The organism is Halomonas sp. PGE1 (assembly GCF_013000985.1).
Lineage (GTDB): Bacteria > Pseudomonadota > Gammaproteobacteria > Pseudomonadales > Halomonadaceae > Halomonas > Halomonas alkalicola.
Window position 1 is genome coordinate 3,257,807 of sequence record NZ_CP053032.1, and the last position, 25,146, is coordinate 3,282,952.

24 protein-coding genes are annotated in these 25,146 nt (G+C 67.0%); 12 read left to right on the forward strand and 12 right to left on the reverse strand.

Going from position 1 to position 25,146, the window contains the following annotated elements; all coding sequences use genetic code 11:
• Positions 1 to 54 precede the first annotated feature (54 nt).
• The gene (locus HIR79_RS15360; protein ID WP_169958990.1) at positions 55 to 1,581 is read right to left on the reverse strand and encodes a sensor domain-containing diguanylate cyclase; all 1,527 of its coding nucleotides are present in this window, start codon (positions 1,579 to 1,581) and stop codon (positions 55 to 57) included.
• Positions 1,582 to 1,898: 317 nt separating this feature from the next.
• Here HIR79_RS15360 and HIR79_RS15365 point away from each other — a divergent pair, with 317 nt between their 5' ends.
• The 10 genes from HIR79_RS15365 (at position 1,899) to HIR79_RS15410 (ending at position 12,326) form a co-directional block, all read left to right on the forward strand.
• Positions 1,899 to 3,905, forward strand: coding sequence for a diguanylate cyclase domain-containing protein (locus HIR79_RS15365; RefSeq protein WP_169958991.1), 2,007 nt, complete (start codon positions 1,899 to 1,901; stop codon positions 3,903 to 3,905).
• Between the two features lie 45 nt (positions 3,906 to 3,950).
• A complete protein-coding gene (tnpA, locus tag HIR79_RS15370) occupies positions 3,951 to 4,259 on the forward strand; it encodes an IS66 family insertion sequence element accessory protein TnpA (RefSeq protein WP_110068988.1) in 309 nt (102 codons plus the stop codon).
• The gene (gene tnpB / locus HIR79_RS15375) at positions 4,259 to 4,612 is read left to right on the forward strand and encodes an IS66 family insertion sequence element accessory protein TnpB (RefSeq protein ID WP_169956277.1); all 354 of its coding nucleotides are present in this window, start codon (positions 4,259 to 4,261) and stop codon (positions 4,610 to 4,612) included. Before tnpA ends, tnpB begins: the two co-directional genes overlap by 1 nt.
• 45 nt (positions 4,613 to 4,657) lie before the next feature.
• Positions 4,658 to 6,199 carry an IS66 family transposase gene (gene tnpC / locus HIR79_RS15380; protein ID WP_211620849.1) on the forward strand — a complete coding sequence of 514 codons (1,542 nt, stop codon included), beginning with the start codon at positions 4,658 to 4,660 and terminating at the stop codon, positions 6,197 to 6,199.
• Positions 6,200 to 6,242: 43 nt separating this feature from the next.
• Complete coding sequence (locus HIR79_RS15385) at positions 6,243 to 6,527, forward strand: transposase (protein ID WP_249322186.1); 285 nt, start codon at positions 6,243 to 6,245, stop codon at positions 6,525 to 6,527.
• The gene (locus HIR79_RS15390) at positions 6,482 to 7,627 is read left to right on the forward strand and encodes a putative bifunctional diguanylate cyclase/phosphodiesterase (RefSeq protein WP_283241839.1); all 1,146 of its coding nucleotides are present in this window, start codon (positions 6,482 to 6,484) and stop codon (positions 7,625 to 7,627) included. Before HIR79_RS15385 ends, HIR79_RS15390 begins: the two co-directional genes overlap by 46 nt.
• 63 nt (positions 7,628 to 7,690) lie before the next feature.
• The gene (locus tag HIR79_RS15395) at positions 7,691 to 8,953 is read left to right on the forward strand and encodes a sensor domain-containing diguanylate cyclase (protein ID WP_169958993.1); all 1,263 of its coding nucleotides are present in this window, start codon (positions 7,691 to 7,693) and stop codon (positions 8,951 to 8,953) included.
• Between the two features lie 195 nt (positions 8,954 to 9,148).
• Positions 9,149 to 10,234, forward strand: a complete 1,086-nt coding sequence (locus HIR79_RS15400; RefSeq protein WP_169958994.1) for a Bug family tripartite tricarboxylate transporter substrate binding protein — start codon at positions 9,149 to 9,151, stop codon at positions 10,232 to 10,234.
• Positions 10,235 to 10,311: 77 nt separating this feature from the next.
• The gene (locus HIR79_RS15405) at positions 10,312 to 11,850 is read left to right on the forward strand and encodes a tripartite tricarboxylate transporter permease (protein ID WP_169958995.1); all 1,539 of its coding nucleotides are present in this window, start codon (positions 10,312 to 10,314) and stop codon (positions 11,848 to 11,850) included.
• Positions 11,847 to 12,326 carry a tripartite tricarboxylate transporter TctB family protein gene (locus tag HIR79_RS15410; RefSeq protein WP_169958996.1) on the forward strand — a complete coding sequence of 160 codons (480 nt, stop codon included), beginning with the start codon at positions 11,847 to 11,849 and terminating at the stop codon, positions 12,324 to 12,326. The genes HIR79_RS15405 and HIR79_RS15410 overlap by 4 nt, the downstream gene beginning before the upstream one ends.
• A 17-nt stretch (positions 12,327 to 12,343) precedes the next feature.
• Here HIR79_RS15410 and HIR79_RS15415 read toward each other — a convergent pair whose 3' ends face one another.
• The 3 genes from HIR79_RS15415 to HIR79_RS15425 all read right to left on the reverse strand — a co-directional run bounded on the left by HIR79_RS15415 (position 12,344) and on the right by HIR79_RS15425 (position 15,215).
• Positions 12,344 to 14,014 (reverse strand): sensor domain-containing diguanylate cyclase, encoded by a 1,671-nt coding sequence (locus HIR79_RS15415; protein ID WP_169958997.1) that lies wholly within the window; start codon positions 14,012 to 14,014, stop codon positions 12,344 to 12,346.
• Complete coding sequence (locus HIR79_RS15420) at positions 14,014 to 14,316, reverse strand: hypothetical protein (RefSeq protein ID WP_169958998.1); 303 nt, start codon at positions 14,314 to 14,316, stop codon at positions 14,014 to 14,016. Before HIR79_RS15420 ends, HIR79_RS15415 begins: the two co-directional genes overlap by 1 nt.
• A 167-nt stretch (positions 14,317 to 14,483) precedes the next feature.
• Entirely contained in the window at positions 14,484 to 15,215 is a 732-nt protein-coding gene (locus HIR79_RS15425) for a helix-turn-helix domain-containing protein (protein ID WP_169958999.1), read from the reverse strand.
• A gap of 379 nt (positions 15,216 to 15,594) precedes the next feature.
• Between HIR79_RS15425 and HIR79_RS15430 the strand changes: the two genes are divergently transcribed.
• On the forward strand, positions 15,595 to 16,800 hold the full coding sequence (locus HIR79_RS15430; protein WP_169959000.1) for a DcaP family trimeric outer membrane transporter: 1,206 nt from the start codon (positions 15,595 to 15,597) through the stop codon (positions 16,798 to 16,800).
• 500 nt (positions 16,801 to 17,300) lie between these two features.
• Here HIR79_RS15430 and HIR79_RS15435 read toward each other — a convergent pair whose 3' ends face one another.
• From HIR79_RS15435 to HIR79_RS15470, 8 genes are all read right to left on the reverse strand, one after another.
• Entirely contained in the window at positions 17,301 to 18,395 is a 1,095-nt protein-coding gene (locus HIR79_RS15435; RefSeq protein WP_169959001.1) for a porin, read from the reverse strand.
• A 297-nt stretch (positions 18,396 to 18,692) separates the two neighbouring features.
• A complete protein-coding gene (locus HIR79_RS15440) occupies positions 18,693 to 19,952 on the reverse strand; it encodes a ProQ/FINO family protein (protein ID WP_211620852.1) in 1,260 nt (419 codons plus the stop codon).
• Between the two features lie 42 nt (positions 19,953 to 19,994).
• Positions 19,995 to 20,513, reverse strand: a complete 519-nt coding sequence (locus HIR79_RS15445; protein ID WP_169959624.1) for a dihydrofolate reductase — start codon at positions 20,511 to 20,513, stop codon at positions 19,995 to 19,997.
• A 42-nt stretch (positions 20,514 to 20,555) separates the two neighbouring features.
• The gene (locus tag HIR79_RS15450; protein WP_169959002.1) at positions 20,556 to 21,377 is read right to left on the reverse strand and encodes a thymidylate synthase; all 822 of its coding nucleotides are present in this window, start codon (positions 21,375 to 21,377) and stop codon (positions 20,556 to 20,558) included.
• A 44-nt stretch (positions 21,378 to 21,421) separates the two neighbouring features.
• Entirely contained in the window at positions 21,422 to 21,964 is a 543-nt protein-coding gene (locus HIR79_RS15455) for a hypothetical protein (protein ID WP_169959003.1), read from the reverse strand.
• Positions 21,961 to 22,260, reverse strand: coding sequence for a nucleotidyltransferase family protein (locus HIR79_RS15460; protein WP_169959004.1), 300 nt, complete (start codon positions 22,258 to 22,260; stop codon positions 21,961 to 21,963). Before HIR79_RS15460 ends, HIR79_RS15455 begins: the two co-directional genes overlap by 4 nt.
• Positions 22,261 to 22,348: 88 nt before the next feature.
• The gene (gene lgt, locus HIR79_RS15465; protein ID WP_169959005.1) at positions 22,349 to 23,137 is read right to left on the reverse strand and encodes a prolipoprotein diacylglyceryl transferase; all 789 of its coding nucleotides are present in this window, start codon (positions 23,135 to 23,137) and stop codon (positions 22,349 to 22,351) included.
• 26 nt (positions 23,138 to 23,163) lie between these two features.
• Positions 23,164 to 24,174, reverse strand: coding sequence for a response regulator (locus HIR79_RS15470; RefSeq protein ID WP_169959006.1), 1,011 nt, complete (start codon positions 24,172 to 24,174; stop codon positions 23,164 to 23,166).
• Positions 24,175 to 24,301: 127 nt separating this feature from the next.
• On the opposite strand from HIR79_RS15470, the gene HIR79_RS15475 reads away from it, so the two are divergent.
• Positions 24,302 to 25,078: an NRDE family protein gene (locus tag HIR79_RS15475; protein ID WP_169959007.1), complete on the forward strand. Its 777-nt coding sequence runs from the start codon at positions 24,302 to 24,304 to the stop codon at positions 25,076 to 25,078.
• Positions 25,079 to 25,146 lie beyond the last annotated feature (68 nt).

The window sequence follows — 25,146 nt, forward strand, 5'->3', positions numbered from 1 at the left end:
GCCTCCCGCCCACGAACCTGGCACTGGAGACCAAGGCTTCTGGTCCGCCGCCGCTCAGGTGGTCTCGATAAAGGTCGCCGTACCGTCCCGGCCCTCCCGCTTGACCCGGTACATGCTCTGGTCGGCGGCATCGATCAGTTCGCGCGCGCTGCGAAACTCGGCATCGTCCAGACAGGCGATGCCGATGGAGACCGAGACATGCAACGGCACGCCGTCGGCATGTGCCATGGGCCGCGAGGAGAGCTGCTGGGTCAGCCTCTCGGCCATCGCCATGGCACCCTCCACCCGCTCATCCGGCAGGATGACCAGAAACTCCTCCCCCCCATAGCGGCCGGCGAGATCTCCCTCGCGCACCGACTCCTGAAGCGTTGCCGCAAAGTTCTCCAGCACCCGGTCTCCGAGCACGTGGCCATAGCGATCGTTGAGCTTCTTGAAGTGGTCGAGGTCGATGAACACGACCGACAGGGTGCGTCCCTGTTCCTGACAGAGGCGAAAGCGCTCCTTCAGTTGCGCCTCGAGCCAGGCCCGGTTGGCAAGCCCGGTCAGGTCGTCACGCCGGCTGCGCTGTTCGAGTTCGGTCTGACGCTGGCGCAGCGCCTCCAGCTCGGCTTCCTGGATGTCCAGGCGCGCGCTCAGGGCCAGCGCCTGCCGGAACAGATGCTGCTGCGCCTCCTCCAGCAGGGCGTGGTTGTCGTATATCGGTGGCGCCGTGATATCGAGCAGTTTCGCCATATCCGGGAGATTCTCCTGAGCCTCTTCGAGCAGGCTTGCCAACGATACCGGAAGGGCATCGCCAAGCGTCTCGAAGCGGTGCAGCAGCCGGAACAGGGCACGCGCCGGTGACCTGGAGAGCCAGGCGTCGGCGATGGGACCCGACAAGCGCAGGCAAAGGGCTTCCGGGGAGCTGTCGTCGAGATCGCCATGACTCGACGCGATGCCCCTGGCCAGGTGGACCGGGAGCCCCCAGCTATCGGCAAGCCAGCCACCGATGCTCGCATGGTCACAGCCGTAGAGCGCGTGCTCCGCCGCCACCAGGCTGTCATGCCCCTCCGAGGAGGCGATGAGCTGACGGTAGTCCTGCTCATCGAGCGCGATGGCGGCCAGCACGCCGATATCCTGCAACAGGGAAACGGTGAAGAGCACGCCGGCCTGCTGGGGGCAAAGCCTGGCCGCCAGATGCCGGGCCGCCAGCGCGGCGATGATGGCCCTCTGCCAGAGATGGTCGAGGCCGAGGGCCGAGGTGCTGACCCGGGTCAGCGCAAAGCTCATCACGGTCGCCAGCGTCGTATCCAGGCCCAGTCGGGATACCGCCTCACGGCAGGTGTGCGACTCGACGCCGCCACGGGAGTAGTAACCGCTGTTCGCCAGGGACAGCAGCCGCAGGGTCAGGGCCGGGTCCTTCTCGATCGCCTCGGCATAGTCGACCAGGCTGGCATCGGGGTGGCGAGCAAGCATCAGGACACGCGCGGCGGCGGCAGGCAATGAGGGCAGGCTATCGCACTCGTTAAGCCTGGCGCGCAGCGTCTCGGGCAAGGGGAGCAGACCGAGCGGGGGACTGGCGCTGCGTTCACAACTGATCATGTTGGCTCACCACTGCGCGAGGCAAGAATAAGGAGTCACTGAAGTCTGCCTTGAAACACCGTTTAGTTCATCTATTAGCTGCCGTAAGCGGCCAAACGGGCATCGACGCCACCGGCGCCAATCAACCGCCCGGCTTCCGGCATCCTGCCCGCCCCATCTCAATGCCCTACTCGACGGCGGAAAGGGGCATGGCTATAGAGCGATGACACCCGCCAGCCAACATGCGATGCTTCGCGCAAAATTCATGGGGCGGTAATCAAATTGTGATAAGCACGCACACAGACCTCGAGCCCCGGAATGACCACTGGCGGCAGTTTATGCCTACTGCCTTCCTGCTCGGCCTGCTGTTGATAGCCCTGGGTGCCATGGCCTGGGCCCTGGCCGAGCGGCGCACGGCATCCATGGAAGAGGCAAGGCGCTACACGATCGCCAAGGCGGAGCTGGTCGGCGACTGGGTCTCCGCCAGTTTCGCCCTGAGCGAACAACTCCTTGCCGGAACAGGGCAGCTGGCGCTGGAATCGCTTGCCGACAGCGATGCCTCCGCCATGCCCCAGTTGTCCAGCCGTCTCGCCCGGCGCGTCGATGCCGTGGATTTCGTCGACGCCGCGGCCCTGCTCACCCCCGCGGGTGAGCCGCTGGCAAGCTCCGATGGCGCCAGGATGCGCGCCGTGCTGGACGACAATGCCCACATTGTCGATGCGTTTCTGGCGAGCCCTGAGCGCAGCCGCGTCACCGGCCTGCTGACTCAGGGAGACAGCCCTGCCCTGACGGCCCTGCACTTCATGGCGTTGCATGACGCTGACGCACAGTTGCAGGGCGTGATGGTCGCTCAGCTCAACATGGCAGTGCTGAGTGCCACCATTGCCAGAGCCGCCCAGCTCGAGAGCGAGAGCATTGCCCTGGTGGACCTCGACCTGCAACTGGTCACTCGCCACCCGCCGCCCACGGCGGAAGGCGTGGGTATCGGGCTTCCCTTTGAGCTCGCGCCGCTGAGTCGGGCAGTGAGGGAAGGCCTGGTCCCGGATGGCATGATCGTTCGCTCCCCCATGGACCAGCAGGTGCGGCTGCTGTCGGGCAAGCGACTCGCGAGCGCTCCCTACCTGGTGGTGATCGGACGCAGCACCACCGACATCCTGCGTCCCTGGTGGCGCGAGCTGCGCATTCTTCTGGGCGGCTGGCTGGTGACCGCCCTGCTGGGCTGGCTGGCCCTGCGCCGCCACCTGAGCGCGCTGGCCAGCCGGCAGCGGCTGGCCAGGGAGGTCGTGCAGCGCAAACAGGCCCAGAGCGACATCCAGCAGCGGGAGGCCGAGCTGAGAACCCTGGTGACCGGCATCGAAGCGCTGCTGTTTCGCTTCGACGAGCACGGCAACCTGCAGTTCGCCCATGCCCATCGGCCTGACCTGCTGCTGGCCCCGCCGGAACAGCTGCTGGGGCGCCACTATTCGGAGATCCTGCCCGACGATATCACCGAGCGCTTCCGAGTGGCTCTCGATCGGGTCGCCGATACCGGGCTGCCTATCGAGGTCGGCTATCGCCTGTCGCTGGATGGCACGCCCCGCGACTTCAAGGCAGTGCTCAGGCCCTTGCTGAACGATGCCGCCATCGCGGCCGGCACCGTGGTGCTGGCCACCGACATCACCCGGGAAAAGGCCCTGGAGGCCCAGCTGCGGATCGCGGCCATGGCCTTCGACACCCATCTGGGCATGTTCATCACCGATGCCGACGGCAATGTCATCAGGACCAACGGCACTTTCACCCAGATCACCGGCTACCCGGAGAGCGAGGTGGTGGGACGCAACCCGAGGATGTGGAGCTCGGGGCAGCATGATGCCGACTTCTATCGCGACATGTGGGGTGCCATCGAGCGCGATGGCAGCTGGCAGGGCGAGATCTGGAATCGCCGCAAGACCGGGGAGATCTACCCCCAGTGGCTGACCATCAGCGCCATCCGCAATGCCCATGACGAGCTTCTGCACTTCGTGGCCACCCTGAGCGACCTGTCGGCCTCCAAGGAGGCCGAGGATGCAATCCATCGCCTCGCCTTCTACGACCCGCTGACCGGGTTGCCGAACAGGCAGCGGCTCCAGGAGCGGCTCCACCACCTCGCGGAAAACCCAGAGAGGCAACAGGAGCATGCGGCCCTGCTGCTGGTTGGCCTGGACAACTTCAAGGCCTATAACAGCACTCTCGGCCACCAGCAGGGTGACGCCCTGCTGCAACAGGTCGCCGAACACCTTGGCGACTCCCTCGGCGAGAATGAGACGCTGGCACGCTGGGGCGGCGTAAGCGGCCGTCCTGGCGCGTCGTTTCTTGAAATGGCCTGACCCCCTACGCTGATCCCGTCATTCACCGACGGAGCATCAGTCCCCATGTCGAAGCGACGCCACTCCCGCCACCCCGCCTCGCAATGGCAGGCCTGGGTCGACGAACAGGCCCAAAGCGGGCTCTCCCAGCAAGCCTTCTGTCGGCAGGTAGGGCTTCCCGTCAGTTCCTTCAAGCTCTGGAAGCGGCGACTGGCCGGCGACGCACCAATGCCTTATCACAGGGCTGCCGAGCCGGCGCTCTTCGCACCCGTGTCAGTGCCAGAGGAAGATGCCATTAGTGACGAGCCACGCGGCTGGGAGATCGAGCTCGACCTGGGGGATGGTGTCTGTCTGCGCTTTCGCCGGGGGGCATGATGCGCCCGCCGATCACGCTCTGGCTGTGCACCCAGCCCACCGACATGCGTTGCTCGTATGATGGGCTGGCCGCCCTGGTTCGCCGACAGCTGGGTCAGAATCCGCTGAGCGGGCACGGTTTCATCTTCATCAACCGGCGGCGCACCCAGCTCAAGTGCCTGTACTTCCAGGCCGGCGGCTACTGCGTGTGGAGCAAGCGCCTGGAGCGCGGACGTTTCGCCACCCTGTCGTCGTCCACCGCCGGCCAGGCGATCACGCTCAGCCCTGCCGAGTTCGAAGCCCTGATCGAGGGACTCGATCTGGTGGTCACGAAACGCCGCAAACGCTGGCATCCCAAGGTGTCAGCGGCCTGATGGCATGGTAAAATAACGGCCTGATTCACCAGGAAATATCGCCTCGTGTCGTCGCCGTCTCTGGAGCAGAAATACCAGCAATCTCTGGCCGAAAACTCGGTCCTCAGGGAAGAGAATGCGTCGCTCCAACGCCAGCTCGACTGGTTCAAGCGGCAGCTGTTCGGTCGCAAGTCGGAGCGCCTGCTGGCGATCGACCCGGCCGTGCAACAGAGCCTGCTCGGCAGTATGCAGGATCTGCCGGCTCCGCCGCCGCCCGAGCCTGATGAAGACGCCTCACCCGCCAAGACGCCGTCACGCAAGACGCGTCGTGATGCCGTCAACGACACCGGGCTGCGCTTCGATGCCTCGGTGCCGGTCAAGGTGATCGAGGTGGCACCGGACCTGCCCGAGGGCATGAGCCTGGACGACGTCGAGGTGATCGCCACGCGCAGCACCTTCCGCCTGGCGCAGCGCCGGGCCAGCTTCGAGGTGCTGGAGTATCGTTGCCCGGTGTTCAAGGTCAGCAAGGCGGCGCCGCCCCAGGCAACGTCAGCGCCGGCCACGCTGTTCGACGGCTCACTGGCCGACGTCAGCTTCATCGCCGGCCTGCTGGTCGACAAGTTCTGCTACCACCTGCCGCTCTATCGCCAGCATCAGCGCCTGCAGCAGGCCGGCATCCAGCTCAGTCGCACCACACTGACTCAGCAGGTGGCGCGAGCTGCGGCGTTGCTGTCGCCGATCCACCTGGCCCAGCTGGAGCACGTGCTGCAAAGCCAGGTGCTGGCCATGGACGAGACGCCGATCAAGGCGGGCCGCAAGACCAAGGGCAAGATGCAGGAGGCATGGTTCTGGCCGCTGTACGGTGACCACGACGAGATCAGCTTCACCTTTTCCCCGTCACGCGCCAAGGCCCACATCGACACGGTGCTGGGTGACCACTTCGAAGGCGTGCTGCTGACCGACGGCAACGCCTCTTATGCCCGCTATGCCGAGAAGCGCCCGGGGGTGACCCACGCCGAATGCTGGGCCCACGCACGGAGGCACTTCGAGAAGGCGCAGGGCAGTGATGACGCGGTTGAGGAAGGCCTGCTGCGGATCGCCGGGCTCTACAAGGCCGAGACCTGGATCCGTGAGAAGGGCCGCGAAGGACCGGAGAAACTCAAGGCGCGCACCGACTACAGCGAACCGCGGGTGCGAGCCTTCTGGCAATGGTGCGATCACCAGCTTCATCGGGACGATCTGGAGCCCCGCCACCCGCTGCGCAAGGCCGTCGAGTACGCGCTGAAGCGGCAGCGCAGTCTGGAGGTGTTCCTGTCCGATCCCGACGTGCCGATCGACACCAACCACCTGGAGCGTGGCCTGCGCTGCATTCCCATGGGAAGGCGCAACTGGTTGTTCTGTTGGAGCGAGGTCGGCGCCGAGCACGTCGGCATCGTGCAGAGCCTGCTGACCACCTGCCGGCTGCAGGGCGTCGACCCCTACACCTATCTGGTCGATGTCCTCCAGCGCGTGGCGCTTCATCCCGCCTCACGGGTCGACGAGCTGACACCGCGTCGCTGGAAGACCCTGTTCGCCGACGCGCCGCTGCGCTCCGACATCGAGCGCTGAATCGACACCTTCCTGCGCATCGGGCAAGGTGGCGCCTTTCCCGATGCACGAGATCCGGTTCCCCATGCATATCGACGACATGAGCCTCGACCAGCTCCTGGCGCTCAACGACCTCATCTGCCGCCGTATCGATGAACTCCAGGCCCGTCAGGAGATGGCGGTGTTGAGCCGCCTGACCCTGGGGCAGGCCGTTTCCTTCGAGAGCCGCGAGGGTCAGGTGTTCGGTCGCGTCATCAAGATCAACCGCAAGACCGTCCTCGTGCAGTCGGAAGATCACCGGCAGTGGAAGGTCGCGGTGGCCCTGATCCAGCCACTACGCGACGTATAAGGCAAGCGGAAATCGGCACGCCTTGGAATGACCGGTTACGGGGCGGCGACCAGTTCGTGCTGCTGAGCCGACACCTGGGCAGCGATCCGCAGAGCGCGGCGCTCAAGGCACAGCGCGCCGCCGACGCCCTGCTGCTGCAGATCCGAGCCTGCAGCGGCAGTAACCAGAAGGCGCTGCCGATCAGCGCCAGCATCGGGATCGCGCTGTTCCACCAGTCGACGCAGGAGTCGGCGCAAAGCGTGCATCAGGCGGAGCTGGCCATGTATGAGGCCAAGCGCCAGGGCGGCAATACCTCACGCTTCTTCGATACGAGCATGCAAGCCGCCATGGTGGAGCGTACCCGGCTCGAAGCCGACCTCTACCACGCCCTGGAACGCGGCGAGCTGGTACTGCACTACCAGGCACAGGTCAATGAAACGGGCGATCCGATTGGCGTAGAATCCCTTCTTCGCTGGCAGCACGCCGAGCGCGGCATGATCTCTCCCGGGGTCTTCATTCCCCTGGCCGAGGAGAGCGGCCTGATCATACCCATCGGGCACTGGGTGCTGGAAACCGCTTGCCGGCAGCTGGCAGAGTGGCGCCACCGCCCCGAGCTGCAGACGCTCACGCTCTCGGTCAATGTGAGCCCAGCGCAGTTCAACCAGCCGGGCTTCGTCGATGAGGTGTGCCAGCTGCTCAACGAGAGCGGGGCCGACCCGACCCGGCTGCTGCTGGAGGTCACGGAAGGCCTGTTTCTGCACGACCCCAAGGCCACGCGCCTGGTCATGGAGAGGCTGAACTCGCTGGGCGTGCAGTTCTCGCTGGACGACTTCGGTACCGGCTATTCATCGCTCGGCTATCTGAAAGGGCTGCCGCTGGATGAACTGAAGATCGACCAGAGCTTCGTGCGCGACCTGCTGGAGAGCCCTGCCGATGCGGCGATCGTCATGACCATCATCGCCCTGGCAGAAAAGCTCAACCTGAGCGTGATCGCCGAAGGCGTGGAGACGGTCGAGCAGCGCGACTGGCTGATGGCGCACGGCTGCCGGCGCTTCCAGGGCTATCTGTTCGCGCGCCCGCAGCCGATCGAGTCGGCGCTGATGACTGAGCGACACGCATAAACGGCACATCAAACGCCAGGCCATCATTCCTCGACAGGAGGGTGGCCAACACGGAGCTGCAAGATGCTGGAAGGAGACGAGGCCCCGAGACTCATCGATGCCGTGACAGAGCAGGCCTACAACGCCGTGCTGATCACCGACGGTGACCTGACCAATGGGGGCCCCTTCATCGTCTACTGCAATCCCGCCTTCTGCCGAATGAGCGGGTACGAGCGCAGCGAACTGCTGGGGCGCTCCCCTCGCCTGCTGCAGGGCCCCGACACGGACCGGGCGGTCATCGAGTCGCTGCGCAGGGGGCTTGAGGAGCAGGTGTTCTGGGAAGGCAGCACCGTCAACTATCGCAAGGATGGAAGGCCCTATGTCGTCAACTGGAGCATCTCTCCGGTCTTCGGCGATGACGGCCGCGTGACCCACTTCGTATCGATGCAGCAGGACATCACCTCCCGGATCCAGGCGGAGGCGGAGCGCGACATGCTGATCCAGGCCCTGAACCAGGCCCACGATCCGATCCTCGTGACCGACAGGGACGCCCGCATCGTCTTTGCCAACGCGGCCTTCGAGGCGCTGACCGGCTACCGCTTTGAGGAGGTCAAGGGCCACACGCCCGCCCTGCTGGGCTCCGGCGAGCAGAGTCCCGACTTCTATCGCAAGATGTGGCAGACCCTGGAGAACAACCGCCCCTTTCAGGCGCGTTTCATCAACCAGCGCAAGGATGGGAGCCGCTACTTCGTCGAGCAGAGCATCGCCCCGGTGCTGGACGACATCGGCAGGCGCACCCACTTCATCAGCACCTCATGGCATGTGGATGAGCTGGTAGAGCGGGAGCGGGTCCTGCACTCCATGGCCACCGAGGACAAGCTCACCGGCCTGCTGACCCGGCGGGCGGGAGACGACGCGCTGCACGGTGCCCTCCATGCACACCTCATCGGCGGTGAGCCGCTGAGCGTGGTGATCTGCGATATCGACCACTTCAAGACCGTCAACGACCGCTTCGGCCACCTCGCCGGCGACCGCATCATCCAACAGGTCGCCAAGGTCATTCATCAGCAGGTGCGCGCAAGCGATCCGGCCATCCGCTGGGGAGGCGAAGAGTTCCTGATCGTGGTGCGGGCCAACAGCGCCGTGGCCATGGGGCTCGCGGAGCGCCTGCGCAAGGCGGTGGAACAGCTGCGGGATGCCGAGGTCGGGCAGGTGACGCTGTCGCTCGGCGTCGCCGAGATGCTGCCCGGCGAGTCCATCGAACAGCTGCTGGGCCGGGCGGACGGCGCCCTCTACCGCGCCAAGCGAAGCGGCCGCAACTGCGCCATCTCCGGCGCGGGGAACTGAGCCGACTCGAACCGTTGGCTCGCTCATGGCGCCAAGTTCTCACCCTGGTGGCGGCGCCGGCCGTTTACCCCCTCTTCTGGTGCTCCCCTGCTCCCCTGCCTATGCTTGGCGTGTCGTGAAACGCGGATGTCATCTGGCTGACATCCGCCGCCCCTAGGCTTGCACAACAAGAATCGCACCGACCGGAGCTCACTCATGCCGAAGACTCGCTTCCTGACCGCACTCGCCGCCGGCCTGGCCTTCGCCACTGCCGGCCTCGCCGGCACCGCCCAGGCCGCCGACTACTACGACGGCAAGAACATCCGCATGATCATCCCCTTCTCGCCGGGCGGCGGCACCGACACCTTCGGCAGGCTGATCAGCCAGTACCTGGGCAAGCACATCCCGGGCGAGCCGACCGTGGTAGCCGAGAACGTCACCGGCGCCGGCGGCCTTCTCGGCAGCAACGAGTTCGCCGAGCGGGTCGACCGCGACGGCACCACCCTGATGACCGCCTCCGGCCACCTCAACCTGCGGGCCTTCCTGGGCCTCAAGGGCCTGCGCCTGGACCTCGACGAGCTCGAGCCGGTGGTCGCCGCCCCCATGGGGCACGTTACTGCCATCTCCACCCAGGCCGGCATCGACGACCCCAGCGAGCTGCTCGAGGCCCGCGGCCGCCTGACCAAGGGCATCACCGATCCGGTGGGCCTGCTCGAGTCGCTGGTGGCGCTGGAGATGTTCGACCTCAACTACCGCGCGGTGCCGGGCTACGGCGGCCGCGGCGACACCCGCATCGCCTTCGAGCGCGGCGAGCTGATGATCAACACCCAGTCGACCCCCGCCTACCTCAACAGCGTGGTGCCGCTGGTGGACGAGGGCCGCGCCATGCCGCTCTACGCCATCGGCTTCATCGACGCCGACGGCAACCCGGTGCGCGACCCCGCCGTGCCCGACATGATCACCGCCCCCGAGCTCTACGAGCAGATCCACGGTGAGATGCCTTCCGGCACCATCTGGGAGGCCTTCAAGGCCACCGTGCCGCTGGTGCAGAACACCCGTGGCACCGTCTGGGCCCACAGCGATATCCCCGAGGAGGCCATGGAGGCGCTGCAGATCGGCGTCGAGGGCATGGTCAACGACCCCGACTTCCAGGCCGCCGCGGCCAACATCCTCGAGGGCTACGACATCATGTGGGGCGACGACCTCGGCCAGATCAAGGCCAGCATGGACGCCGCCTCGCCGGAGGTCCTCGACTTCCTGCGCGACATGCTCAACGAGCGCTTCGGCACCGAGTTCGACTGACCCTCGCACCTGCCGTCCGGCCGCCCGAGCTGCTCGGGCGGCCGTTTGCGTTCCTGTAAGCCGGAGACTCCGTCTGCATGCTCGACGCCCTGATCAACGCCCTGTGGATCCTGCTCGACCCCTTTCGCCTGATGATGCTCTTCGCCGGCGTGGCCATCGGCATCGCCGTGGGCATCCTGCCCGGCCTCGGCGGCCTGATGGGCATGGCCCTGGTGCTGCCCTTCCTGTTCGGCATGGACGCCTACGCCGGCGTGGCCCTGCTGATCGGCATCGCCGCCGCGGTGCCCAGCGCCGACACCTTCCCCTCGGTGCTGATGGGCATTCCCGGCTCCTCGGGCTCCCAGGCCACCATCATGGATGGCTACCCCATGGCGCGGCGCGGCGAGGCCGCCCGGGCGCTGGGTGCCGCCTTCACCGCCTCGCTGATCGGCGGGCTGATCGGCGCGCTGGCCCTCTCCGCGGTGGTGCCCTTCGCCCGCCCGCTGATCCTGGCCTTCGGCTCGCCGGAGCTCTTCATGCTGACCCTGCTCGGGCTCTCGATGATCGGGGTGCTCTCCGGCAACCGCCCGCTCAAGGGGATGCTGGCCGCCGTGGCGGGCCTGGCGCTCGGCACCATCGGCGGTGCCCCGGTGGCCGCCGAGTACCGCTTCGCCGGCGACTTCCTCTACCTCTATGACGGCCTCTCGCTGGTGATCGTGGCGCTGGGCCTGTTCGCCCTGCCGGAGATCATCGACCTGCTGGCCCGGGGCGGCGCCATCGCCGAGCGCTCCCGGGGCCTCGGCCACGGCTGGGTGCAGGGGGCGAAGGATACCCTCCACCACAAGTGGCTGGTGATTCGCCACAGCATCATCGGCGTGGCCATCGGTGCGATCCCCGGCATGGGCTCGTCGATCATCGACTGGGTCAACTACGGCATCGCCGCCCAGACCAGCAAGGACCGCAGCCAGTTCGGCAAGGGGGACGTGCGCGGGGTGATCGCCCCCGAGAGCGCCAACAACGCCAAGGAGGGGGGCGTGCTGATGCCCACCCTGCTGTTCGGCGTGCCCGGCTCCTCGGCCATGGCGATGCTGCTCGCCGCGCTGATGATCTTCGGCGTGCAGCCCGGTCCCCAGATGCTCACCCGGGACCTGGACCTGGTGTTCGTGATCATCTGGTCGCTGGCGCTGGCCAACGTCTTCGGCACCCTGATCTGCCTGCTGCTCTCCAGGCCGATCTCGCGGCTCACCTTCATCCCCTTCCAGTACATCGCCCCGGTGATCATCGTCATCGTGGTGGTGGGCGCCTGGCAGGAGACCCGTCACTGGGCGGATCTCGCCTTCCTGCTCGGCTTCGGGATGCTCGGCTGGATCATGAAGCGCGCCGGCATGCCGCGGCCCCCGCTGCTGATCGGCTTCATCCTCTCGGGGCTCGCCGAGCGCTACCTGTGGATGTCCTACAACCTCTACGACTGGGAGTGGCTGGTACGCCCCGGGGTGCTCACCATCGGGGCCCTGGCGGTCTTCCTGGTGGCGGGCAGCGTGATGCTCAAGCGCTCCACCGAGCGGCGCGCCGACGCCCTGCAGCACGCAGGCGAGGACAATGGCAAGAGGCAGGACGCCAAGGAGGAAAGATCATGAAGGCACGCCTGGTCGCCGCGCTGACCCACCACCTGCAGACCCCCTTCGTGCTGTTGATCCTGGCCTGCCTGGTGGCGATCCTCTGGATCAGCCAGGGCTTCTCGCTGGGCGCAAGGCTCTTTCCCACCGCGGTGGCCGGCCTCGGCATCCTGCTCGCCCTGCTGGAATTGGGCCGCCAGGCGCTCCGCCGCGGCGCGAAGGAGGAGAGTGACTTCAGCGACCTCGCCGAGGAGGAGGAGACCCCGGCCTTCTATGCCCGGGGCCTGCTCTTCTTCGCCTGGATGGCGGCCTTCATCGGCCTGTTCTTCCTGATCGGCGCGCTGCCCGCTGCCGGGCTCTATGTGCTCGGCTTCCTCAGGCTGCAGTATCGTAGCCCCTGGCTGCCGAGCCTGGCACTCTCCCTGGGCCTGGTGGCGCTGCTGTGGGGGCTCGGCGTGGCGCTGCAGCTGCGCTGGCCGAACCCGCTGCTGTTCTGAGCGCGACGCGCCGGCGCTCAGTCACCATCCAGCGGCAGATAGGCATCCGCCATCACCACTCGGTTGCGCCCGCCCTGCTTGGCCCGGTAGCTGGCCTGATCGGCGCGCTCCATCAGGCTCACGTCGTCGTCTTCCTCGCTGAACAGGGCCACCCCCACGCTGGCACTGATCCCGAAGCGGCGGCCACCATGGCGAAAGTCGATCTCCGCCAGCCGCCGGCGTACGCGCTCGGCCACCTCCCCCGCCACCGCGGCTGAGGCCCCGGCGAGCAGGATGGCGAACTCGTCTCCACCCAGGCGCGCCACGGCGTCCTCGTCGCGCACGGTGTCATGCAGCGCCTCGGCCACCCGCTGCAGCAGGGTGTCGCCCACCGTGTGGCCGGCGCTGTCGTTGATCTCCTTGAAGTGGTCCAGGTCGAGCATCACCAGCGCCAGAGCGTGGTCCGCCTTGCGCCGTGACAGCTCGCAGGCCGCTGCCAGCCGGCGGGCGAAGCCGCGCCGGTTGAGGCAGCCGGTGAGGGGGTCGTGTTCCGCCTCCCAGCGCTGGCGCTGCTCGCGCTCGTGGCGGTCGGTGATGTCCTGCACCAGGCCCACATAGCCCAGCACGCGGCCACCACCGCTGACCCGATTGGCGTGCACCTCAAGCCAGCGCCACTCGCCCTCGCCGCTGCGGAAGCGATAGAGCTGGGTCAGGACACCGCCCGGCAGCAGCGCCTGGCGCCAGCCCGCCAGGAAGGCGCCGCGGTCCTCGGGATGCACGCGGCGCAGCCAGGCCTGGGGCCGATAGTCGTCGAGCGCGATGCCAGAGAGTGCGGTCAGCGCCGGGTTGAGGTAGTTCACCTGGCCGCGGGGGTCGGTGAGGAACATGCCCACCGGTGACGAGGCCAGCACCGCCTGCAGGAAGGCCTCGCGGGCCTCCAGCGACTCCATGGCATCACGGCGACCCGCCTCCACGTGGTTGAAGGCCTCGGCGACCTGCTGCAGCTCGACCATGCCGGTGTCGAGCTCCAGTCGTTCTGCCTCACCCTGCCCCACCCGGCCGATCTGACGCTCCAGGCGGTGCAGCGGGCGCAGTCCGAGCCCGAGCAGCCACCACAGCAGCGGCAGCATCAGCGCCACGCTGCCGATGCCCACCCAGCGCAGCTCCCTGGCGTAGCGGCGCACCGGCGCCTGCAGCTCGTCCATCGGCAGGTAGACGCCCACCAGCCAATCCGCCGGCCATACCTGGCGGAAGGCGACCAGCGCCGGCTCCCCATCCAGGGTCAGCCCCTCGCCGCTGCCCTGCCAGCCCAGCAGCGCCTGCTCGACCAGCGGGTGGGTTTCCATCCCCGGCAGCGCCTGCATCAGCCACGCCTCGTTGGGGTGGCTGATCACCTGGCCATCGGCGGTGGCCAGCAGGATATGGCCCGCCTCGCCCAGCCGCCTGCCGCGCAGGTTCAGGTAGGCCTCACCGTCCCGCAGGCTGGTGTTGCCGCCGAGGATGCCGAGGAATTCACCCCGCTCGCTCAGCAGCGGATGCATCACCATCACCTGGTCGATGCCGGTCTCGCCGCCGCGGTAGGGCTCGCTGACATGGGGGCGACGAAAGGCCTTCACGTGTGTGAAGTAGGGGCGCTGGCCGATCTCGGGGCCACCCGCGGGGAATGGCGGCCAGTCCGCCACCGGACGGCCCTCGGCATCGAACACCATCAGCCGGTCGAAGAGCGCCAGCAGCGGCTGCTGGTTGCGCAGCCGCGACTCGAGCCCGGGTCAGCGATGTCGATGGCGTCGGCCAGCCGCGCCAGCATCCGCTTGCGCTCGGCAAGCTCCCGGGTGAGCTGGTCCGCCACCAGTTGGGCCTCGTACTCCAGATGGACAAGGTTCTCGTGGCGCGTGAGGTTCTCGCCGCTCAGACGGCTGTAGCCCAGCAGCGCCACCACCAGCACCAGCCAGCCGAGGCCGATGCCGAGCAGCAGCCGCAGGCGAAGGGAGAGATTCAGCCAGCCGGCCAAGGAGCCTCCGGCGCTGGCGGGCCAGCAGGGCGAGTCGTCATCAGCGGTAGGAAGATCGTATGAGAAGGGTAAACCGATGTTATCAGGTGATGCCCTCAGCGTCGCCGAAAGAGGACATCGGGAGAATCACGCGGCTTCAACCCTTAGGGGCACGGGGAGTGTATGGGTCAGGGCTCCTCGCCCAAGGCCTCGAGCCCTTCCAGGGAGCGGATGGTCAACTCTCGCCCCGATACCTTCACCAGCCCCTGGCGCTGGAAGCGCCCCATCACCCGGCTCACCGTCTCGAGGGCCAGCCCCAGGTGGCTGCCCATGTCGGCGCGGGACATGGTGAGCTGGAAGCGATAGCGGGAGTAGCCGCGGGCGTGGAAGCGCTGGGAGAGACCCAGCAGGAAAGCCGCCAGGCGCTGCTCGGCGGTACGCCCTGAGAGCAGGCAGACCTGGCGCTGGTCGCCGCGCAGCTCACGGCTCATGCAGCGCATCAGCTCGGCGCGCAGGGCGTCGTGGCGCACCGCGAGGGACTCGAGCTGCTCGAAGGGCAGCTCGCAGACGAAGGTGGTCTCCAGGGCCACCACCGAGGCGGGGCAGCTCGCCTCGCCGATCGCCTCGAGCCCCACCGCTTCGCTGGGCAGGTAGAAGTGGATCACCTGCTCGTCCTGGCGCCCGGGCAGGCGCATCACCTGCTTGAGGCTGCCGGTGCGCACCAGATAGAGGCTGCGGAAGGGCTGTCCCTGGCGCACCAGCTCCTGGCCGCGCTTGAGCGGCTGAGGCTGCACGATGATCTCGTCGAAGGCGTCCAGGGCGGCCTGGGTGAGCCCCCGGGTCAGGCAAGCCGAGTGCAGCGAGCAACCCTCGCAGTGCCGCTCGCCCTGGCGTCGCTGTGTCTGGCTGGCAGTGGTCATACGCGCATCCTTGGCGTCTTGTCAGGCGTTCATTGACCTAGGTCAGGTTAGACCATGCCGCTCGGGAGAGGGCAAGTCACGTTCTCTTGATCGCCCAGACTGTCGCCCACGTCATCGCCACGCATTATCACCACCGTGGCTCGGCGGGTCCCACCAGCCCAACGGAAAGTTCCGGCGATGACCTTATTCTTTTGTCTAAGAATGCTGCCATACCATTGTCATCAACGTTTCCGATGGATAATTTCGTACCGTCTAGCATCAAGTCACCTACATCTTTCGATGGATGCAGCTGACGTAAGCGTTAAGACAGCAACCAATAAGGAGCGCCCTCCTGCGAGGGGCGCCGTTGAGCACAACAACGCATAACAAGGAACAGCACGTGACAATTAAAAAGACCGCATCGATCTTCACCGCCTCCGCCCTGGCGCTGGCCGTTTCCGGCGCCGCCCAGGCCTATACCATCGAGGCAGGCGACACCACCGCCAATATCTACGGCTACGCCAAGCTCGACCTGATCTATGACGTGGATGACAAGTTGGGCAACGCTGTGAGCCGGGGAAATATCAGCCTTGATGGCACGCCCAACTCCACCGGCCATACCACCATGCACGCCTACCAGAGCCGCCTGGGCTTTACCACCTCCACCCCGGCGGGCGGTAGCGAGCTCAAGACCATGATCGAGGGCGACTTCTACGGCAGCGGCGGCGGCACCTTCCGCCTGCGCCACGCCTACGGCGAGTGGAATGGCCTGCTGGCCGGCCAGACCTGGACCAACTTCGGTGGCTTCCTGGCCATGCACCCCACCGTCGACTTCACTCCGACCCCGGGTATCGGCAACGCCGCCCGCCAGGCCCAGCTGCGCTATACCGTCGACGGCTTCTCCATTGCCCTCGAAGACCCGGAGAGTCTGGGTGGCAAGCCGAATGCAACCTACCGCTTTGTAGACACCGTTACTGTCAATGGTACAGATGTTGACCAAGTTGGCTCAGGCGATGCCGCCAAGAGCCGCCTGCCCGACCTGACCATGCGCTACCAGGGAGCTGCTGGTGACTTCAACTATGCCGCCTCCGCCATGCTTCGTCAGGTGCGTTACGACGCCAACAGCCAAGACGATGCTCCTGCAGCCTGGAGCAGCGATTCCGCCACCGGCTGGGGCCTGGCCCTCGAAGCCAATGCCAAGGTCGCCGAAGGCGTGACCATCCGCGGCGGCGTGACCCACGGCGACGGCATCGGCGGCTATCTGGAGGGCAGCCCGGCGGCACCGGCCTATATCGACCCAACTACCGGCTCCCTGGAGACCATCAAGGCCACCGGCGGTGCAGCCAGCATCACCTTGGCCGCCGGTCCCGGCAACATGACCCTGGGCTACGGTATCGCCCGCGCCGACCTCGACGATGCCGAAGCCGCCGGAGCAGCAACTGCCAATTCCAACAAGCAGTTCGAGGCCGTGCACCTGAACTATATCTGGTCGCCGATCCGCAACGTCACCTACGGTGTGGAAGTGGGCTACCACACCCGCGAAGTGCAGGACGGCCGGGACGGCGATGCCGTGCGCGTCCAGGGCATGGTGCAGTACAACTTCTAAGCCTGCCCCCGGCGGCGCGGGAAGCGCCGCCACCGTTTCACACGGTTCCCAGTACAAGCAGAATTTCGATCCCCTTGCCCCGGCCATCCGCCGGGGCTTTTCGTTGGCGCCGTGCAGATTGGTGTGACACTGCCAAGCGTGGAACGCAGAACAATAGCCTCAGCCCTTACGAGGCTGGAGGCGGCTGGCGGGAGATCCTATTGGGGGAGCCAAGAGCTGTGGGCCGGTTCGATTCATTGACGAAGCAAGGCCAAGGGCCTGCCTGGCGGCGGGCTTGCGGTGACTGGTGGGAGATCGGCTCTGCCGAGCGAATGGCCTAGCGGGCGCCACGGGCGGTGTTGTTTGGCTTGCTGCCTGCCGCCAGGCGGATGTGCCATAGAGAATCACCTGTTGGGCAATATCATCTCGACCTGCAAAGCGCGCACAAGAAAGCCGGCCCACAAGGGGCCGGCTTCTGTGTACTGCTTTCACGTTCGCTAGATCTGATGGCCAGAAGCCTATCAGAAGTGGTAGCGAGCGCCGACCAGCCAGTAGACGTTGTCGCGGACATCGCGCAGGTTGTCGGTGAAGTCGCTGCCGGTAGTGTCGCTGTCAATGATGGTGCCCTGATCGGACTCGTGCAGTTCGGTGAAGACGTCGAAGTTGCTGGAGACCTTGTAGTAGGCGCCGGCGGCCCAGGAGTTGCGGCTGGTGCTCAGACCTGCATCCTGCTGAGCCGCTTTGTAGTCGCCCTGAGACTCGATGCGGTAGTAGTCCAGGTTAAAGGCCCACTCGTTGATGGCGTAGGTCATGCCGACGCCGATCTTGTCCTCGAAGTCGGACTGGTATTCGTAGGCCAGACGACCGGAGAAGCCAGGCACGAACTCATAGACAGCGGAGCCGCCGTAGATGTTCTCGCCGAGACCACCGGTGCTCTCGCGATCCTGGGCATAACCCAGGGCCAGGCGCAGGGCGTCGACTTCATAGACGGCGCCACCGGCGGTATTCCAGTTAGAAGAGTTGCTGCCCTCTGAGCCAGCCAGATCACCAGAGCCGCTGTTACCGGTACGAGAAGTAGTGTTACCGGTGTAGTGCTTGGCCATCAGGTAGACCTGGAAGCCTTCCAGGTTCGGTGAGATATAGCCCAGGGAGTCGCCGCGAGCCTGATGGGAGCCGTCGGTCAGCTCGAGGCCCTGGTCGATGTAGACATCAAACGGGGCGGCAACGGTGTTCAGGTAGAAGCTGTCGAAGTTACCCGCCTGCAGGCTACCGAAGGTGTTGCTGCGCAGACCCAGGAAGCTGTTGCGCACCTGCTGATTGTCGCGGTTAACTTCATCCATCTTCGGACGAACTTCGAAGTTACCGTAGGCGGTCAGGTCGTCGGAGATGCGCTGGGTGCCGCGCAGGCCGAAACGGGAGTAGACGTCACGGAACTCGGAGCCGTTGATCTTCTCGCCATCTTCGTTGACCTCTTCACCACCACCGGAAACGCCCAGCGCGATGCGGCCGTAGAGGTCCAGACGGGTGCCGTCCTGGTCGTAAACGGTGGCGGCCTGGGCAGCAGCGGAGACGCCCAGGGCGCCGGCGATAGCAGTCGCTAACAGTGTCTTTTTCATCATTGGTTCCTTTGACTAGCAGTCTGTTTCGATCGTTTTCCTGCGGACCGCGGGGCGGTCGCTGCAGCCGGCTTGCCTGGCCTGCTCTTCTCTGGCGGGCCGGTTCCCTTCCCGGGAAGCGGCGGCGCGGCGGCATGCCTCGGCGAAGCCTTGTTGTAGTCCAATGCTCGCAAGAGGAACTCTATACCGGGAGAAATGGGAACGCAACAAGAAAAAACAGTGTTTCCCTTCGGGGTTCACCCTCCCACAGGAACTTTCGATGCCACCTGCGGTCTTGCGCCGCAGGCGTCACGCGGTTCAGGAGTGGCGATGCTTGGCCACCAGGGCGGCCAGCTTCTCCTCCATGGTGACGGGGCGGGACTCGGCGGCGGGCTGGGGCTTGGTCGCTGCCTTGAACGCCGACGGCCTGGCGGCGTCGCCCCCGGTCGCAGGCGCCTCCCGGGAGGGGCCGGCCTTGAACCTGGCCTTTCTATCCTCCTGTCTATCCTCCTGTCTATCCCCCTGTCCATCCCCCGACTTGCTCAACGGCTTGTCTGCCGATTTGCTCCCCGGCCGGGGGCGCCCGGGGCCTGCCTCCTGGCGGCGGGCAGCGCCAGTCGGCACCTTGCCGCGGCGTTCGGCCTGGAGGCGGTCGAGCTTCTTCCTGGCGTGCTCGGCGGCCTGGGCATCCACGCCGCCGGCAGGCTGGCCGGCGAGATCGATCCGCTCGGCGCCCTCGCGTACCGCCTTGAGGTAGCGGGGCAGGTTCACGTAGCAGGCCAGCGCCCGGCGCACCAGCTTCTCGGGCCAGGGCTCGCGCGCGGCCAGCTCCTCGTGAATGCCCACCTTGAGCGGGCGGGTGTGGCCCTTGAAGAAGGCAGCGGGGTAGCGCTGGTACCACTCGGCCAGCAGCGTGTGGGGCGAAGGGGCCTCGCCGATGGCGAGGCTGTCCTGCTGGCCGGCGACGGTCGGTGCCGGTGAACCCTCTTCCTGTGAGGCGACCGATGCCGCCCCGCTGACACCGCCTTTCGCCCGGTCGACCTCCTGGCTGATCTCCTCGCTGAGCCCCTCTCCCGCGGGGAGCTCCTCGGGCGTCGCGGGGGCCTGGGCCGAATCGGCGGTCGGCACGGTGCGGCGCCCGATCAGCGCCGAGAGCCCCTGGGAGCGGCGGGCGGGGCGAGGAAAACCGCTGGCCTGCCCTTCCCGCTGCTCGCTCAGGCGCTCGTGGAGGTGGCGGTTATGCTCCTCCAGCTCGCGGTTCTGCTCGTCGAGCTCGCGGTTTTCTTCTACAAGCTCCAGGCGGCTGGCCTCAAGCTCGCGACGCTCTTCCAGCAGCTGATGGCTCTTCTCTACCAGCTGATGATTCTTCTCCACCAGCTGCTGGCTCTTCTCGGTGAGCGCCAGATGTGCGGCCTCCAGCTCGTCCAGGCGCTGCTGCAGGGCCTGGCGCGACTCGCGCTCCTGCCGCCACAGCCTGAGCAGGGTGTCGGCGCGCCCCTCCAGGGCGTCCAGCAGGGGAATTGGGCGTTCCTCGATCAAACCGTTGTCCTCCACGCGTGAGCCAGAGAGCGAGGCCATGCCGGCCAGTCTGTGCCAGATGCCGCCCCATGACAAATGTCGTCAGGCACCGACAGCTCCGCGGCGGCGATACTCCACGAAATCATAGGCGGGCTGGCCCTCGGCGGGGCTGCCGGGCACGCGCTGCAGCTCTTCCCACTCGGCGGGGTCGAGCTCGGGGAAGCGGGCGTCGCCATCCACCTCGATGGCCACCTCGGTCAGGTAGAGGCGCGAGGCGTGCGGCAGCGCCTGGGCGTAGATCTCGGCGCCGCCCATCACCATGATTTCCTCCACGCCGTCGATGGTGGCCTGCTGATCGGCCAGGGCCAGGGCCGAAGCCAGGTCGTGGCAGACGCGGATGCCGTCGTGGCGAGAGTCTCCACGGTTAAAGTCAGGGTCGCGAGTCACCACGATATTGAGCCGCCCGGGCAGCGGCCGGCCGATGGACTGGAAGGTCTTGCGGCCCATCACCAGCGGCTTGGCCTGGGTCATGCGCTTGAAGAACTTGAGGTCCTCGGGCAGGTACCAGGGCAGCTGGTTGTCCACGCCGATCACCCGGTTGCGGTCCATGGCGGCGATCATCGCCACGGGAATCAGGGTCTCGCTCACAGGGCCTCTCTCCTCTTACACCGCCACGGCGGCCTTGATATGGGGATGGGGATCGTAGCCTTCGATGGCGATGTGCTCGAAGCGGAAGTCGAACAGGTCCGTGACGCTGGGGTCGAGCGCCAGGCGCGGTGCGGGACGCGGGGTGCGGGTGAGCTGCAGCTCGGCCTGCTCCAGGTGGTTCAGGTAGAGGTGGGCATCCCCCAGGGTGTGGATGAACTCCCCGGGCTCGAGCCCGGCGACCTGGGCGATCATCTGGGTCAGCAGCGCGTAGCTGGCGATATTGAAGGGCACGCCCAGGAAGATGTCGGCGCTGCGCTGGTAGAGCTGGCAGGAAAGCCGCCCCTCGGCCACGTAGAACTGGAACAGGCAGTGGCACGGCGGCAGCGCCATCTCGTCCACCAGCGCCGGGTTCCAGGCGGAGACGATCAGCCGCCGGGACTGGGGATTCGTGCGCAGCTGCTCGAGCAGCCCGACGATCTGGTCGACGTGGCCGCCGCGGGGGTCGGGCCAGCTGCGCCACTGGTAGCCGTAGACGGGGCCGAGATCGCCCTTCTCGTCGGCCCACTCGTCCCAGATGCTCACCCCGTTCTCCTTGAGGTAGGCGATATTGGTGTCGCCGGCCAGGAACCAGAGCAGCTCGTGGAAGATCGAGCGGGTGTGCAGCTTCTTGGTGGTCAAGAGCGGGAAGCCGCGGGCCAGGTCGAAGCGCATCTGGTGGCCGAAGATGGAGCGGGTGCCCACCCCGGTGCGGTCGCCGCGCTCCACGCCGTGGTCGAGCACCTGGCGCATCAGGTCGAGGTAGGGCTGTTCGAGGGCGGGTAGCGTCTGGTCGGTCACGGCGTTCTTCTGGTTGCTGGATGGGGACGGGAGTCTACCGGATCTCACTGCGGTTGTTGATCGGGTAACACCAGGAACTCGGGCAGTTCCGACTCGAGGGCCATGCGCTGTTCGGCAAAGCCACGTATGCGGTTATAGGTTGTCATCAACATCAGGGAGTACTCCTTGGCTGCGGCCAGCGCAGCGGCAAATGCCTCCGGGTCCTGCATGTACTCGTGAACCAGCTGGTTACGAAGCTTGCGGGCCGCCAGCCAGCTTTCCGTGCTCTCCAGCACGCTCAGTCGCTCGGCTCTATTGAGGTTCTCGATCTGACTACCGGTGCGCTCGGCAAGACTCTGCAACCAGCGAGGGATCAGTTTATCGGCAATGGTGTCCTGCATGCGGCTGAAGCGGGAGACGAAGGCCTCGAGCCTTATCGCCTCCTCGGGATGTTGCTCGAGCGAAGCGACCCAGTCGGCCCCGAGATCACTGCCGCTTGCGAACAGGCTTTTCCAGCTGTAGCGAAGATGCCTCCCCTCACGCTCGACGATATCGAGGGTCCAGAGAAAACGATCGATGGGAAGCAGCGGCTGCTGGTCTTCAGTCATAGCGCTCGACCTGTCTGAATGGCATGGCGATGCACGGGGTTCAAGGGCGTGGCGGGATCGACGACCAAGATATCAATCGGCTGATCGCCGAGGCGAAGCTGCAGGCGCGCCGTCAAGGTCAGCATCTTGTCCATCCTGTTCTCGATGACGTCCGGGCTCTCCAGCAGCAGGTCGATATCACCGCCCCGCACGGCATCATTCAGGCGTGAGCCGAAGAGCTTCACGCTGACCCTATCACCGAAGACCTCAACGGCGGCCTGCTTGATGATGGCAACCTGCTCCGGTGTTAGTCGCATACTCCACCTCCTGCCTCACTCGTCGTTACTGAGCATCACTCACGATTCACCACTCACCACTCACCACTCACCACTCACCACTCACCACTCATACTTTTGCATCCACCGGCTGATTCCGCGACCAGGCGATCAACGCCAGGCCGGCAACGATCATCGGCAGGGTCAGCAACATGCCCATGGTCACCCAGCCGAAGGCGATGAAGCCGATATGGGCATCGGGCAGGCGCACGAACTCCACCGCGAAGCGGAACACCCCGTAGAGGATCAGGAAGAGCCCGGAGATCAGCCCACGGGCGCGGGGCTTCGCCGAGACGAACCACAGCACCACGAAGAGGACCGCCCCTTCCAGCACCGCCTCGTAGAGCGCCGAGGGGTGGCGCGGCTCGGGCCCCAGGCCCGGGAACGGCATGCCCCAGGGCAGCTCGGTGACGCGGCCCGGCAGCTCGCGATTGATGAAGTTGCCGATGCGCCCGGCGCCCAGGCCGATGGGCACCAGGGGGGCGACGAAGTCGGTGAGGGTGAAGTAGGCGAGCCCCTTCTTCCTGGCGAACCACCAGCTGGCGAGCAGCACCCCAGCCAGGCCGCCGTGGAAGCTCATGCCGCCGTCCCAGACCCGGAAGATCCACAGCGGATCGCTGGACCACTGGCCCAGGCCGTAGAAGAGCGCATAGCCCAGGCGCCCGCCCACCACCACGCCGATGGCGGCGTAGAAGAGCAGGTCGCCGATGTCGTCGTGGGTCAGGCCGATGCGCGCGGCGCGGCGACGGCCGAGCCACCAGGCGGCAACGAAGCCCACCACGTACATCAGGCCATACCAGTGGACCTGGAAGGGACCGAGGGAGATGGCCACGGGATCGATATCGGGGTAGTCGAGCATCGGGAGTCCTTGGGGGTAAAACGGAATCAGGGGGTATCGGGGGCTTCATGATGGGCCGGCAGCCAGCGCCTGACCAGTTCGATCAGCTCCTGGGGCCGGTAGGGCTTGGCCAGGTAGTCGTCCAGCCCCGCCTCGGCGAAACGCTGGCGATCCTCCAGGCTGGCGTTGGCGGTCAGCGCCACCAGCACGCTGCGCTGGTCGGGGTAGTGTGCAGCCTCGACGTCACGCCAGCGGCGGCTGGTCTCCATGCCGTCCATGCCGGGCATGAAGATATCCATCAGCACCAGGTCGAAGGGGAGCTGCTCCAGGCTGGCCAGGGCCTCGGCACCGCTGGTGGCGGTGCGCACCGCAAGCCCCTCCCGCTCCAGCACCTGGCGCGCCAGCATCAGGTTGACGGGGCCGTCGTCGACGATCAGCACCCGACTCTCCCGGTGGGCGGGCGGCGCCTCGGTGGCGGCCGGCTCCTCGCCGGCGATGTCCTCGAGCAGCACCGCGAGGTCGCCGAGCCTGTCGCGCAGCTCCTCCAGAGCGCGGCGCGGCGGGCCAACCGGGGGTTGCTCGTCCTGGGGCGTCAGCAGTGCATCCAGGCGGGCCTTCAACGGCTGGAGCTCGCGGCCCAGCAGGGTCAGGTAGTCGGACTTGAGCCGCGACTCCTCGCGGGCGCGATCGCGCCCCGCCGTCAGGCGCTCCAGGCGCTGCTCGCGACGCACCAGGTCGTCTTCCAGGGCCTGCAGGCGGCGGCGAAGCTGCTCCTCGCCGGCAGCGACAAGCTCCACCGAAGGTGCCGCCTGCGGAGGGGTCAGGGGAGCCGGGGCGCCGGCCGAGGGCTCGGCATGGCGGGAAGGCTCGCGCAGGCACCCGGCCGCCACCGCGGCGAGGTTGAGCGTCGAGGCGAACAGCAGCGCTGCCAGCCAGCCGCCGGGCGCGCTTGTCAGCAGCATCGCCAGCCCCGCCAGCAGCAGGCCGGACTGGAGCAGCAGCGCCAGGCGAAGGTAGGGGGGAAGCCGCCGACATGGGCGACACTTGTCGACTCGCATTGTCATCCCTGGCTTGTCACGAGAGTGACGGACGAGTGTACGCCGGGGGCGGCCGGCTGTCATGGCGCCCGTCCGGGTGGCCGGCTCAACGCTTCCCGCGCCCTGCGGGAGCCGCTAAGCTGGCGGGATGTGCCTGATTGCCTTCGACCACCGTCCGGGCAGCGCGTGGCCGCTGCGGCTGGTCGCCAACCGCGACGAGTTCCACGCCCGCCCCGCCGCCCCCCTCGCCCGCTGGGCGGATGCCCCCGCCATCGTCGGCGGCCGCGACCTGGAGGCCGGCGGCAGCTGGCTGGCGGTCCACCGCCGCGGGCGCTTCGCGGCGGTGACCAATGTGCGCGACCCGCGCCTCAAGGTGGCCGGCGACGCGCCCAGCCGCGGCGACCTGGTGCGTGATGCCCTCACCTGCGCCGACCTTCCCGCCTGGCTCGACCGCCTCGCCGGCGGCGAGGCCAGCCGCTTCGCCGGCTTCAACCTGCTGGCCGGTGACGGGGAGCGCCTGTGGCACCTGCACCGCGGCCTGGACGGCATCCAGCTGGGCGAGATCGCCCCGGGCCTGCACGGGCTCTCCAACGCAAGCCTCAACACGCCGTGGCCCAAGCTGATCAGCGTACGCCAGGGGCTCGGCGCCAGCCTGCGCCACGGCCGCTGGCCCGAGGATGCCCTGGCGGCCATGGGCGACCGCCACCCCGCCGATGACGATCAGCTGCCGGAGACCGGCGTGGGCCTGGAGATGGAGCGGATGCTCTCCTCCCCCTTCATCGTCGGCGAGCGCTACGGCACCCGCGCCATGACCTGGCTGAGCTGGCATGCCAGCGGGCGCCTCGAGATCGGCGAGCGGCGCTTCGGGCCGCATGGCGTGGCGCTGGGGGAGAGCGTGGAGCGGCTGGTGGGTTTACACCGCTAGGCAACACCGCCGGGGCGGCTTCGCCGCCATTCGCCGGGCAAAGCCCAGCTCCCACCAGTAGCCTCGAG

Bases quoted from the DNA above. Each gene is read 5' to 3' on its own strand.
- HIR79_RS15360 (WP_169958990.1), bottom strand. From the start codon at position 1,581: ATGATCAGTTGTGAACGCAGCGCCAGTCCCCCGCTCGGTCTGCTCCCC.
- HIR79_RS15365 (WP_169958991.1), top strand. From the start codon at position 1,899: ATGCCTACTGCCTTCCTGCTCGGCCTGCTGTTGATAGCCCTGGGTGCC.
- tnpA (WP_110068988.1), top strand. From the start codon at position 3,951: ATGTCGAAGCGACGCCACTCCCGCCACCCCGCCTCGCAATGGCAGGCC.
- tnpB (WP_169956277.1), top strand. From the start codon at position 4,259: ATGCGCCCGCCGATCACGCTCTGGCTGTGCACCCAGCCCACCGACATG.
- HIR79_RS15385 (WP_249322186.1), top strand. From the start codon at position 6,243: ATGCACGAGATCCGGTTCCCCATGCATATCGACGACATGAGCCTCGAC.
- HIR79_RS15395 (WP_169958993.1), top strand. From the start codon at position 7,691: ATGCTGGAAGGAGACGAGGCCCCGAGACTCATCGATGCCGTGACAGAG.
- HIR79_RS15400 (WP_169958994.1), top strand. From the start codon at position 9,149: ATGCCGAAGACTCGCTTCCTGACCGCACTCGCCGCCGGCCTGGCCTTC.
- HIR79_RS15405 (WP_169958995.1), top strand. From the start codon at position 10,312: ATGCTCGACGCCCTGATCAACGCCCTGTGGATCCTGCTCGACCCCTTT.
- HIR79_RS15410 (WP_169958996.1), top strand. From the start codon at position 11,847: ATGAAGGCACGCCTGGTCGCCGCGCTGACCCACCACCTGCAGACCCCC.
- HIR79_RS15415 (WP_169958997.1), bottom strand. From the start codon at position 14,014: ATGGTGTTCGATGCCGAGGGCCGTCCGGTGGCGGACTGGCCGCCATTC.
- HIR79_RS15425 (WP_169958999.1), bottom strand. From the start codon at position 15,215: ATGACCACTGCCAGCCAGACACAGCGACGCCAGGGCGAGCGGCACTGC.
- HIR79_RS15435 (WP_169959001.1), bottom strand. From the start codon at position 18,395: ATGAAAAAGACACTGTTAGCGACTGCTATCGCCGGCGCCCTGGGCGTC.
- HIR79_RS15440 (WP_211620852.1), bottom strand. From the start codon at position 19,952: ATGGCCTCGCTCTCTGGCTCACGCGTGGAGGACAACGGTTTGATCGAG.
- HIR79_RS15445 (WP_169959624.1), bottom strand. From the start codon at position 20,513: ATGATCGCCGCCATGGACCGCAACCGGGTGATCGGCGTGGACAACCAG.
- HIR79_RS15455 (WP_169959003.1), bottom strand. From the start codon at position 21,964: ATGACTGAAGACCAGCAGCCGCTGCTTCCCATCGATCGTTTTCTCTGG.
- HIR79_RS15460 (WP_169959004.1), bottom strand. From the start codon at position 22,260: ATGCGACTAACACCGGAGCAGGTTGCCATCATCAAGCAGGCCGCCGTT.
- lgt (WP_169959005.1), bottom strand. From the start codon at position 23,137: ATGCTCGACTACCCCGATATCGATCCCGTGGCCATCTCCCTCGGTCCC.
- HIR79_RS15470 (WP_169959006.1), bottom strand. From the start codon at position 24,174: ATGCGAGTCGACAAGTGTCGCCCATGTCGGCGGCTTCCCCCCTACCTT.
- HIR79_RS15475 (WP_169959007.1), top strand. From the start codon at position 24,302: ATGTGCCTGATTGCCTTCGACCACCGTCCGGGCAGCGCGTGGCCGCTG.